Source organism: Geminicoccus flavidas (genome assembly GCF_009806515.1).
Lineage (GTDB): Bacteria > Pseudomonadota > Alphaproteobacteria > Geminicoccales > Geminicoccaceae > Geminicoccus > Geminicoccus flavidus.
The window spans coordinates 1-10,753 of sequence record NZ_WUJP01000808.1 but is presented as its reverse complement, the minus strand read 5'-3'; the positions used below and the strand labels follow the sequence as shown (position 1 = coordinate 10,753).

The 10,753-nt window shown below is 68.2% G+C and carries 10 protein-coding genes; 1 reads left to right on the top strand and 9 read right to left on the bottom strand.

Annotation, left to right across the window (positions count from 1 at the left end):
* Positions 1 to 11: 11 nt before the first annotated feature.
* The 9 genes from EQG76_RS23195 to EQG76_RS23155 form a co-directional block, all read right to left on the bottom strand.
* Positions 12 to 722 carry a GntR family transcriptional regulator gene (locus EQG76_RS23195; protein ID WP_159716714.1) on the bottom strand — a complete coding sequence of 237 codons (711 nt, stop codon included), beginning with the start codon at positions 720 to 722 and terminating at the stop codon, positions 12 to 14.
* A 9-nt stretch (positions 723 to 731) separates the two neighbouring features.
* Positions 732 to 2,378 carry a GMC family oxidoreductase gene (locus EQG76_RS23190; protein ID WP_159716712.1) on the bottom strand — a complete coding sequence of 549 codons (1,647 nt, stop codon included), beginning with the start codon at positions 2,376 to 2,378 and terminating at the stop codon, positions 732 to 734.
* Positions 2,379 to 2,398: 20 nt separating this feature from the next.
* Positions 2,399 to 3,490, bottom strand: coding sequence for an ABC transporter ATP-binding protein (locus EQG76_RS23185; RefSeq protein WP_159716710.1), 1,092 nt, complete (start codon positions 3,488 to 3,490; stop codon positions 2,399 to 2,401).
* Between the two features lie 16 nt (positions 3,491 to 3,506).
* Complete coding sequence (locus EQG76_RS23180) at positions 3,507 to 4,607, bottom strand: ABC transporter ATP-binding protein (RefSeq protein WP_159716708.1); 1,101 nt, start codon at positions 4,605 to 4,607, stop codon at positions 3,507 to 3,509.
* Positions 4,604 to 4,780, bottom strand: coding sequence for a hypothetical protein (locus EQG76_RS23175; protein WP_159716706.1), 177 nt, complete (start codon positions 4,778 to 4,780; stop codon positions 4,604 to 4,606). Before EQG76_RS23175 ends, EQG76_RS23180 begins: the two co-directional genes overlap by 4 nt.
* 37 nt (positions 4,781 to 4,817) lie before the next feature.
* Positions 4,818 to 5,678, bottom strand: a complete 861-nt coding sequence (locus EQG76_RS23170; protein WP_159716704.1) for a carbohydrate ABC transporter permease — start codon at positions 5,676 to 5,678, stop codon at positions 4,818 to 4,820.
* Positions 5,679 to 5,688: 10 nt separating this feature from the next.
* Positions 5,689 to 6,636: a carbohydrate ABC transporter permease gene (locus EQG76_RS23165; protein ID WP_200841051.1), complete on the bottom strand. Its 948-nt coding sequence runs from the start codon at positions 6,634 to 6,636 to the stop codon at positions 5,689 to 5,691.
* A 76-nt stretch (positions 6,637 to 6,712) separates the two neighbouring features.
* Complete coding sequence (locus EQG76_RS23160; protein ID WP_159716702.1) at positions 6,713 to 8,062, bottom strand: ABC transporter substrate-binding protein; 1,350 nt, start codon at positions 8,060 to 8,062, stop codon at positions 6,713 to 6,715.
* 77 nt (positions 8,063 to 8,139) lie between these two features.
* Positions 8,140 to 9,255, bottom strand: coding sequence for a sulfotransferase family protein (locus tag EQG76_RS23155; RefSeq protein ID WP_159716700.1), 1,116 nt, complete (start codon positions 9,253 to 9,255; stop codon positions 8,140 to 8,142).
* Positions 9,256 to 9,471: 216 nt separating this feature from the next.
* Here EQG76_RS23155 and EQG76_RS23150 point away from each other — a divergent pair, with 216 nt between their 5' ends.
* Positions 9,472 to 10,668, top strand: coding sequence for a polysaccharide pyruvyl transferase family protein (locus EQG76_RS23150; RefSeq protein ID WP_159716698.1), 1,197 nt, complete (start codon positions 9,472 to 9,474; stop codon positions 10,666 to 10,668).
* The last annotated feature ends 85 nt before the right edge of the window (positions 10,669 to 10,753 follow it).

Below are 10,753 nucleotides of genomic sequence, written 5' to 3'. Positions count from 1 at the left end.
GTTGAGAACGGTCAGGCCGGCGCCGCCAGCCCGGCGCGCGCCTCCAGGAGATGGGCGTAGTAGCGGTCGGTGTTATCGACATGCTGGCGGAGCCTCGCCTGGAGCTCGGGCAGGTCGCCGCGCAAGACCGCGTCGCGGATCAGGAGATGCTCGCGGAACGAGTTCTCGGCATGCTCGCGCTGGCGGGCCAGGCGGGTGCGCAGGGCCGAGAAGCGCCAGTTGACCACCGAGCGGTAGGCTTCCAACAGCATCGGGCTCTGGGCCGCCTCCAGGATCGCCAGATGGTATTCGGAATCCAGGCGCTGGTAGCCGAGATCGGCGGTGGTGGTGGGATCGGCGGCGTAGGGGCGCATCCGCTCGATCACCTCGCCCAGCGCATCAGCGAGCGCCAGCTTGGCGCGCACCAGGGCGAGCGAGGCCGCCTCCAGCTCCAGGGCCACGCGCAGCTCGCACAGGGCGCGGACCTCGGCGGGGCTCGGGTCGAACACGAAGATGCCGCGCTGGGCCACCACCGTGACCAGGCCCTCGCTCTGCAGGCGGATGCAGGCCGAGCGCACCGGCGCCTTGGTGACCCGGTAGCGGGTGGCGAGCTGCTGCTCGGACAGGCGCTCGCCCAGCTCAAAGCCGCCCTCGACGATGTCCCGGCGCAGCCGGCCCAGCACCAGGTCCGTCAGCTGCTCGGGGCGATCGATCGGCTCGACCTCGGTGTGGCGGGCGCTCATCCCTTGGGCTCAGGCGGCGAGCGGACGGTTGGGCAGGTCGATGGGGGCGGGCAGCTCCTCCTTCATCATCAGCGCCACGCCCTTGTCGGCCACGGCCAGCACGATCGTGTTGGTGTTGCCGCTCATGATGTTCGGCATCATCGAGGCGTCGAAGATGCGCAGGCCTTCCAGGCCGATCACGCACAGCTCCGGGTCGACCACCGCCATCGGGTCCTTCTCTGTGCCCATCTTCGCCGTGCCGGCCGGGTGGTAGACGGTCTTCACGAAGCGCTTGCAGTGGCCGATCAGCTCCTCGTCGGTCTTCAGCTCGTCCGAGGGGAACACAACCTTCTTCACCATGTCCTTCAGGGGCTCGGTCTCGAAGATCTCGCGCACGAACTTCACCGAGGCCAGCGTGATGCGCAGGTCGTCGGGATGGTCGAAATAGTTGGGCTCAATCACCGGGCGGGCGTTCGGGTCGGCCGAACGCAGGCTGATCCGGCCGCGGCTCTTGGGCCGGAGCAGGCAGGAATTGACTGTGATGCCGTGGTCCGGCTGGATGTCGGTGATGTCCTTGTCCAGGAACACCGCCGGCACGCAGAAGAGCTGGATGGTCGGATCGGCGTCCATGTCCTCCGGATTGTAGAAGCCGCCGGCCTCCACGCCGTGGGAAGCGACAGGGCCGGACTTGAACAGGAGGTACTGCAGGCCGTTTCGGTACTTGGCGAAGCCTACGTCCTGCTTGTGGTAGCCATAGGCGCCGTTGGTCATGGCGATGACCGGGACCTCGTGATGGTCCTGGAAGTTGGCGCCCACACCCTCCAGGCGGTGCTGCAGCGCGATGCCGTGACGCTTCAGTTCCGCTTCCGGCCCGATGCCGGAGAGCATCAGGAGCTTGGGCGTGGCGATGGCGCCGGCGCACAGGATCACCTCCTGCTTCGCCCGAGCCTGCACGGTCTGGCCGTTGCGGACATACTCGACGCCGACTGCCCGCTTGCCTTCCAGCACGATCCGGTTGACCAGCACGCCGGTCTCGAGGGTCAGCTTGGGATTGCTGCGGACCGGATCGAGGAAGGCGTTGGCGGCCGAGCAGCGGCGGCCCTGATAGGTGGTGGTCTGGTAGAAGCCGATGCCGGTCTGCCGCTGGCCGTTGAAGTCGTGGCTGTAGGGGATGCCAGCCCCCTGCGCGGCGCGGACGAAGGCGCGGCTGGCCTCGCAGGTATGGACCGGGTCGGAGACCTTGAGCGGGCCGGACACGCCATGCAGCGCGTTGTGCAGGCGCTGGTTGCCTTCCATCCGGCGCATGTGCGCCACGATGTTGCGGTAGGCCCAGCCGGCGCCGTCGGACGCCTCGTCCCACGGCTCGTAGTCGGCCGGGTTGCCGCGGATATAGATCATGGCGTTGACCGAGCTGCCGCCGCCCACGATCCGGCCCTGCGGGATGATCGGCGCACGGCCGCCCAGGCGCTCCTGCTTCTCGGTCTCGTAGAACCACATGAACTTGTCGACGCCGAGCATCTTGATGAAGCCGGCCGGCATGCTGACCAGGGGATTGCGGTCGCTGGGCCCGGCTTCCAGCACGAGCACCCTGGCACCATGGTCCTTCACGAGGCGGCCTGCCGTCACGCAGCCCGAGCTGCCGCCGCCCACCACGATATAGTCATATTCGCCGGCCACCTGATTGCGCCTTTCCAAACTCACGAGTCGTCATCGTCCGCAGCCACCTGGCTGCGGTCCGGTGGGTAGAGGAGGATACGATCGGGATCGAGCCTGAGATACAGGTTCTGGCCGTCCTGCGGCACGACCGTCGGGTCAGTCAGCAGGGTGACGCGGGTGCGGCCGACATCGACCACCAGGATGTTGTGGTCCTGCAGGCGCTCGGTGACGAAATGGGTGGCGCGCAGGTGGTGGTCGGCCTCACTGCCCAGGCTCAGCCAAGCGGGGCGGACGGCCAGGCGCATCCGCCCGGGCGTCGCCTGGACCTTGTGCGGCAGGAGGAATGACTGGCCGGCGGTCGCGAAGTGGAACTCGCCGTCCTGCACGAGCACCTCGCCGTCGATGAAGTTGATCGGCGGCTCGCCCACGAAACCGGCCACGAAGGCATTGACCGGCCGCTCGTAGATCTCCTCGGGCGTGCCGATCTGTTGGATGTCGCCATGGCTCATGACGATGATCCGGTCCGCCAGCGCCATGGCCTCTTCCTGGTCATGGGTCACGTAGATCATCGTCGTCCTGAAGTCGCGATGGATCGACTTGATGAACTGGCGCATCCGGTAGCGCTGGCGGGTGTCGAGGTGCGAGATCGGCTCGTCCAGGAGGAACACGGTCGGCCGGCGGATGAGTGCCCGGGCGAGGCCCACCCGCTGCGCCTGACCGGACGACAGCTCCTTGGTGCGGCGACCCAGCAGCGGGGCCAACTCCATGGTCTCGGCGATCTGCCGGACCTGGCGGTCGATCTCCACGCTCGACTCGCCCCGGCAGCGCAGTGGGAAGGCGATGTTCTCGTAGACGCTGATGGTTGGGTAGAGCGCGTAGGATTCGAACGACATGGCGACTTTGCGCTCGCGCGCCCGCACCTCGTTCACCAGCTTGCCGTCGAAGCGGATGGTGCCCTCGGTGATCGTCTCCAGGCCCGCGATCATCCGCATGGTGGAGCTCTTGCCGCAGCCCGACGGGCCCAGGATCGCGACGAACTCGCCGTCCGCGATCTCGAAGTCGATGCCGGTCACCGCGGGCGGGGCACCCGGGTTGTAGCGCTTCACCAGCCTTTCGGCCTGGATCGATGCCATGGGGTTCAGGCCTCGCTCAATGGACGGTGGGCATGGCGGGATGGCTGACCGCCCGGCCGTCCTGGAAGACGTGCAGGCGGGCAGGGTCGATCGCCAGCCAGAGCGGCTGGCCGGGTGCGAGCTGGCGCTCGGGCGGGACCACCACCGCGACCAGCTCCTGGCCCAGGCTCAGACGCACGACCCGGACATGGCCCAGCAGTTCCACCTGGTCGACCGTGACGGGCACGGCATGGCGGTCATCCGCGGTATCGGCGATCGACAGCTCGGCAGCGCGCACTCCAAGGCGGCAGGTCGGGTCGCGCAGTGGCGCCGCCCAGCCGGGGCCGACCGGCAGGCGGTGGCCGGAGCGCAGGCGCAGCGCTGTCTGGCCGCCCTCCCGCTCCGCGGTCGCGTCCAGGAAGCTCATTGGCGGCTCGCCGACGAAGGAGGCCACGAACTCATTGACCGGGCGGTGGTAGATCTCCTCAGGCGTGCCGAGCTGCTGGAGCACGCCCTGGTCGAGCACGGCGATCCGGTCGCCCAGCGCCAGCGCCTCGCGCGAGGAGGTGGTGGTCAGCACGATGGTGGAGGCGAGGTCGCGGGCCATGCCCTTTAGCTCGGCGCGCATCCGGTGGCGCAGCTTGGCGTCCAGATGGCCGATCGGCTCGTCCAGGAGATAGGTGCTGGCCGGGCGGATGATGGCGCGGCCGAGCGCGACGCGCTGGCGTTGGCCGCCGGACAGGAAGCCCGGACGGCGCTCCAGGAGATGTGGGATCCCCAGCGTCTCGGCGATCTTGGTGACCTTGGCCTGGATCTCCCGATCCGCCACACCCCTGGCGCGCAGCGGGAAGGCCAGGTTCTCGAACACCGACAGGTGCGAGTAGAGGGCGTAGTTCTCGAAGCACATCGCCATGTCGCGGCGCTCGGGCGGCACGCCCAGGAGCGAGACGCCGTCCCGCAGGATGTCGCCGGAGGTCGGGCGGACGATGCCGGCGATCATCTTGAGCGTGGTGCTCTTGCCGGCACCGGCGGGCCCGTAGAGGACCAGGAACTCGCGGTCCTGCACGGTCAGGTCGAGGCCCTTGATCGCCAAGGTCGTGAGGCCGAAGCGCCTGGTGACGTTCTTCAGCTCGATCATCGCACGCTCTCCAGGAGCTTTCGGGCCTGGCGCTTGCGGTGAGCGACGAAGGCGCCGCCCAAGGCCAGGGCCACCAGCGTCATCAGCACCGTCGAGAGGAGGCCCTTCCCGATCACCGGCTCGACCAGGCCCAGCCAGGCGAACACGGTGCCGAGGAAGATCAGGACGGCCATGAAGCCGGCGTCCCAAGCTTGGCTGAAGGTCATGGTCTCAGCCCCTCACGGCACCGAAGGTGAGCCCGCGGACCATCCAGCGCTGCATGGCCAGGACGAACAGGAGCATGGGCAGGACGGCCAGGGTCGCGGCGGCGGCGACGGGGCCCCAGAGGATGCCCTGGAGGGTGAAGAAGCTCTCCACGCCGACCGTGACCGTGCTCCAGGTCTTGCGGGTCAGGATGTAGGCGAACAGGAACTCGTTCCAGCAGAAGATCAGGGTGAAGATCGCGGTGACCGCGATGCCGGGGGCGGCCAGCGGCAGCACGACCTTGCGCAGCACCTTGAGCCGGGACAGGCCGTCCAGCCGGGCGGAGTCCTCGAGCTCCCTGGGGATGTCCTGGAAGAAGGAGACCAGCAGCCAGATGGCGAACGGCAGGTTGAACATCGTGTAGCTGATGATGAGCGCCCCCGGCTTGTCCAGGCCGATCTGGAGGAACTGGCCGATGCCGGTGCGGCCGATGTCGCGGAAGATCAAAAAGTAGGGCAGCACCACCGCGATGGCAGGGAACATCTTGGTGGACAGGATGAAGAACAGGATGTGGCCGTCACCGGTATTGTAGCGGGCGAAGGAATAAGCGGCGAGTGAGCCCAGCACGACCACGAACAGGGTGGAGATCACCGACACGATCAGCGTGTTGGTGACGTAGCGCAAAAAGTCCTTGTCCACGATCGCATGGACATAGTTGTCGAGCGTGGGCGTGAAGAACAGGCGCGGCGGGGACACCATGATGTCGCCCGGCGGCTTGAACGAGGTCAGGATCATCCAGAAGATCGGGAAGGCCGCGAACAGGACGACCAGCAGGATCAGCGCGTAGCGCAGGGTCGAAAACGCGGGATGGACAGGGCGCTGGAGCATCGGCCGGTCCTCAGTTCTGCGCCTGGGCGCGTTCGGTGAACTGCCTGAGCAGCGGGCGGAGCGCGAAGACGCTGGCGACCAGGAGCGCGTAGAGGAAGAAGATCGCCATGGTGGACGCGTAGTCCATGCGGAACAGCTTCAGCCCGGTGCGGAACAGGTAGAAGGTCATGGTCTCGGTGACCGTGCCGGGGCCGCCTCTCGTCAGCACCGCCACGGCGTCGTAGAGGCGCAGGCTGTCGATGGTGCGCAGGATCAGCACCAGGAACAGGACGGGCGCCAGCATCGGGAAGGTCAGGACGCGCAGCACCCGCCAGGTGGAGGCGCCGTCCAACTCGGCGGCCTCGAACGGCTCGCGCGGGAGGCTGGACAGGCCAGCGAGCGCTATCAACGCCACGAATGGGGTCCACTGCCAGACGTCGAACAGGACGACGGACCACAGCGCGATATCGATGTCGCCCAGCCAGTTGGGCTCGGGCAGGCCGAGCGAGCCCAGCAGCCAGTTGATGACGCCGAACTGGGGGTCGTAGAGGTTGCGCCAGAACAGGCCGGTGACGGCTGGGGCAGTGGCCAGCGGCAGGATCAGGATCGAGCGGACGATCGTCTTGCCGTGGGTGGCGCCGTGCAGGAGGAAGGCGATGGCGATGCCCAGGATCATCTCCAGGCCGACCGCCGCCACCGTGAACTTCAGCGTGACCGCGATCGATTCCCAGAAGGACTGGTCGAACAGCACGGTGCGGTAGTTGTCGAGGCCGACGAACTCGCGCAGGCCACCGCGGGTGAGGTCGGCCATGCGGAACGACACCATCACCGCGTAGCCGAGCGGGACCAGGGCGAACACCAGGATGATCGCCATAGCGGGGGCGATCAGCGCCCAGGCGAAGGCGCGGTCGGACATGCCGCCGCCGCGGGCGACATGGGTGGGCCGGCCGGTTCCTGCCGTGGCATAGGTCGCCGCCATGGGCGTCGTCCTCCGGTGGGGAGAAAAAGAGGAAGGGGAGGAAGGCGCCCGCCGGGAAAGCCCGGCGGGCAGCGGCTCAGTCGCCGTCCTTAGCGATCGGGCAGGGCCCGCCGCAGATCTTGGCGACCTCGTCGGTCAGCCGGGTCGCCGCCTCGGCGGGCGTGATCTGCCCGGCCGCGGCGGCCTGCAGCGGGATCTGCATGGTGTTGTAGATCTTGGCCCCATAGGGGGTGTTGAACAGGTTGGACTGGAACCCGTCCATCGACTGGAAGATCTGCAGCAGCGTGCCGAAATGGCCGGTCTTGGCCCGGTTCTCCGGTTTGGTCAGTTCGGGATCGTTCAGCACGCTGGTGAGCGTGGTGGTGCCGCCCGCGGCCGCGAACTTCTTCTGCGCCTCGGGCCCGCCGATATAGGCCACGAAGTCCATGGCCTCCTCGGGATGGGCCGAGCTCTCCGCCACGGCCAGGAGGAAGCCGCCGATATAGGCCTTCTTCCCCGGCGCCTCGGCCACACCCATCTTCGCCCCGGGCACGGACTCCTCGGTGGTCACCGCGTTCGGCCACTGGTCCAGGAAGAACCCGTGGGTCATGGCAATCTGGCCGTCCTTCATCTGGTTCATCACCCCGTCATAGGTGACGGTCAGGGCGGCGGGCGGCGCGAACTTCAGCAACTCGATATAGTCGGTGAGCGCCTTCTCGACGGCTTCGGTCTGGACATTGCCCTCGTCGTCCAGCCAGTCGGCGCCAGCGCCCCAGATCGGTCCGGACAGTTCGTCCTGGATCTCGGGGAAGGGGCCGGCCATCAGCCCAACGCCATAGAAGTCCTTGGTGAGCGTCTCGCCCTTAAGCGTCTCGCCAGCCTTGCGGGTGAAGAACTCGGCGATGTCTCGGTGCTGCTTCCAGTCGGTCGGCACGGCCAGGTCGTAGCCGTATTTGGCCTTGAAGGCCTCCTTTTCGCCCGCGTCCTCGAACAGGTCGGCGCGATAGATGATGCCCGCGGTGTAGGTGTAGTAGGGTAGGCCCCAGATGTCGCCGTTGTAGCGGGTGGTCATGGTCGCCAGCACCGGCGCCACGTCGTCCACCAGCTCCTGCTTGTCCGCGAGATAGTCGGTCATCGGCAGGATGAAGCCGTTCTCGGCGAAGTCGGCCTTCTCAGAGGTCTCGAGCGTGACGATGTCATAGGCGCCGGTGGCGCCCACCATCTCGATGACCTGCTTATTGTAGAGCTGCGAGTTGTCGATGTTGACGATGTTGACCTTGGCGCAGTGCGTGGCCTCGAAGCCGGCCACCAGATCGGCCATGGCATCGGTGTAGAAGCCGGCAATCGTCGACCAAGTCAGCGGGACCCGGTCGGCGTCCTCGCAGGCAAGGGCAGGCGTGGCGAGACATGCGGCAGCGACGCCGCCCAGGAGGGCACTGCGGATCATTGGCAACTTCCCCGATCATCGACCTGTAATCGGTCTCGGCCGGATCTCTAACATGTCAGATGTCGGGGTCAACCGCCTCATGCCCGGGGCGGGCGGACCTCCCCGTGGGGCAGCGCGGCCGCCTCCGGCCGGCTACCCGGGCCGGGGCCCGGGCGCAGGACGGCCAGCATCCGGCGCAGGACCAGCCGGTAGATGCCGGCATCGTCGTAATATTGCGGGCCACTCGCCTGCCGCTCGGCGCGCTGGCGGCGCTTGTACTCCAGCCACAGCCGCAGTTCCCGGGCGGCCTGGGCCGGTACCTGGCGCCGGTCCGCGGCCGAAATGGGCAGGGGCTGGTAGCCATAGTGGCGCATCTCAGGCGCCAGCAGCCACTGGATCAGGGCCAGCCGCGGGCCCGGCAGTTCCTTCTGCCAGCGTGCTACCGCGCCCTCGTTGATGGCGCGCGTCACCCCGATCTTCCAGGGCAGGGCGCTCACCTTGATGCCGGAATGCTCCTGGTGCGCCAGCATGCGCGGGTCGAACGGCACGTCCACGAACGCGCAGATCCGCCGGATCATCGTCTCCGGCTCGCGCACCAGCTCCTCGTAGCGCACCTCCATGAGGTTGCCGGGGTAGCGCGGCCCGGCCTTCTGGAAGTCCAGGAAGGTGCGCACTGCGAGCTTCCACTTCAGCGCCAGCGAGATCACGTCGCGGGATGCCCAGGGCACGTTCAGGTGCGAGGCCACCACCGCGCGCGGGTCGCGGACGAGGTGCAGGATCTTCGCCCGCGGGAACATCTCCTGGATCTCGCGCAGGTAGCGGATGTTGGCGGACGTCTTCTCGCCGAACCGGGTGGCGCCGCGGTGCTTCGCATAGGTCTCCATCGCCAGCCGGAAATACTTGGCCCCACTGGGATCGGGATCCTCTGCCAGCCGGGCGCGCACCTCGGCGAGTTCCGGGCCCAGATCGGCGATGTGCACATGGTGCCGGGCCGTTTCCAGCAGGGCAAAGAACCGGTCGAGCGCGCCCGATGCCCGCAGGTCGGGAACTGCCTTGCGGAAGTTGGCCACCTCGACCCAGTAGTGGAAGCCATCCGCGATGGCGATGTCGGGGTGGGCGCTCAGGATCGAGCGGGTCAGCGTGGTACCGGATCTGGTCGAGCCGAGGATGAAGATCGGAGCGCAGTCGTCAAAGACTGGTGTGACGTCTTGCATGTGTCCCCACCTGGCAGGTTGTATATCCGGAAATTTATTTCCGGAAGCAGTACTTCGACCACGAAAGTCAGGATACATTACTGCATCAGCTGGATGCGCGCGTCGAGGGAGGGATGAGGCAGACGGGACAATGGCGCGCGGTTCACGCACAACCGCTAGGCGTCTCGCGCTGCCTTCTGCATAAGGCCGCGACGCCATCGCATCGGGAGTGAAGGCTTGCGGATTCTGATTTTGGCAGGGGATGCCGACGGCAATATCGGCGACCAGGCGATCCGGACCGCCACCTGCATGCTGCTGCGCCAGCGGCTGCCCGATGCGCGCATCACCGTGGTGACGGACCGGCCGGACGAGGTCGCCCGCGAGCTCGGGGTGGCGGCAGTGCCCAAGGCGGCACCCGCAGCCCAACTCCGTGCGATGCGGGAGGCCGATCTCGTCCTGATCGGCGGGGGCGGGCTGTTCCAGGACGACGACAGCCTGCTGAAGATGCCCTACTGGGCCGTCCGGGCACTGGCGGCCCGCGCGGCGGGTGCCGAGGTCGCGGGCTTCGCGCTGGGCGTGGGCCCGCTCGACCATTCGACCAGCAGGCTCGCGGCCCGAGCGACCTTCCGGGCGATGCGGTTTGTGAGCGTGCGCGACCCGGTGGCGCAGAAGGTGGCCCAGGCCCTGTCGGACAAGGAGGTGCGGCTGGTCCCGGACCCGGCGATCTGCCTGGAGCCGGCCAGCCGCGACCAGGCCAAGGCGGCCCTGGCCGCGGCCGGGCTGCCCTTGGACCACCGGCCGATCCTGGGCGTGGCGGTGCGCCGCTGGTTCCCGCCCAAGGCCCGGCTGATCCCGCGCAAGTTCGCCAAGCACCTGGGCATCGCCGACCCGCAGGCCGGGCCGGAGGGGCAGATCCTGATCGAGCGGATCGCGGCGCGGCTCGACCGGCAGGTGGAGCGGCTGAACGTCCGAGTCCTGTTCCTGCCCACCTATTGCGCGCCGTCCGAGGCGGACGACGTGCTGGCCGGCAAGATCGCGGCGCAGATGCGCCATGGCGACGCCGCCACAGTGCTGCCGATCGCCGACGCCCGACTGCTCAAGGCCTGCACCGGCCTGTGCCAGGCCTTCCTGGGCGGGCGGATGCATCCCTTGATCCTGGCGGCCGGCATGGGCGTGCCGCTGGTGGGGCTGGGCTACAACCCGAAGTTCAACGGCTTTGCCGAGTTGCTGGGCATCGGCGAGCGGGTGGTCGATGTCCGCCAGCTGGTCAACGGCGACGCGGCGGCCCGCCTGGACGCGCTCCTCGATGCCGCGCTGGCTGGCGCCGCCCCGCAGCAGGCGGCGGTGGCGCGCTGTGTGGCCGCGGTCGAGGCCGGGGTGGACGGCCTGCTCCAGGCGGTGGGCCGGCCGGCTAGCGCCGTGCCAGCCGGGTGAGCAGGCGCAGGCTGCTCCGGGCGAGGAGCATGATGGCAGCGGCATAGGCGGCCATGCCGGCCAGGACCTCGGCGGCGACTCGGAG